Annotated in this window: 1 rRNA gene; it reads right to left on the bottom strand. The window is 46.7% G+C overall.

The window, feature by feature from the left end:
* Window positions 1-152: ribosomal RNA gene (locus FLQ44_RS25660) — 23S ribosomal RNA — on the bottom strand; the annotation flags it as partial.
* Window positions 153-349 lie beyond the last annotated feature (197 nt).

The raw sequence follows: 349 nt of genomic DNA, 5'->3' as shown, positions 1-349 counted from the left end.
ATGGATTCAACAGGCTGTACTTGGGGTTGCCCCATTCGGATATCTCCGGCTCGATGCTTGCTTCCAGCTCCCCGGAGTGTTTCGTCGGTCGCCACGTCCTTCTTCGCCTCTGTGTGCCGAGGGATTCACCGTCAGCTGTTTGTAGCTTGACCACAATCTCTTCAGCTTGAAGTTTTACGGACACCTTTTTTGATTTGATGTCTCGTTTTTCCTGCTTTTTACGTTGCTATGCAGTTTTCAAGGTTCTTTTGCTGGCTTTTTTCCCAGCAGGCTCTCTTACTCTAGGATAAGATTCGTTGCTGGCAAAATTGGCCTTTTTTGTTCTTTGAGTGCTTAGGTTCGTTTTTTT

It is taken from the genome of Vogesella mureinivorans (assembly GCF_007644035.1).
GTDB lineage: Bacteria > Pseudomonadota > Gammaproteobacteria > Burkholderiales > Chromobacteriaceae > Vogesella > Vogesella mureinivorans.
This window is presented reverse-complemented; position numbering and strand designations above follow the sequence as displayed.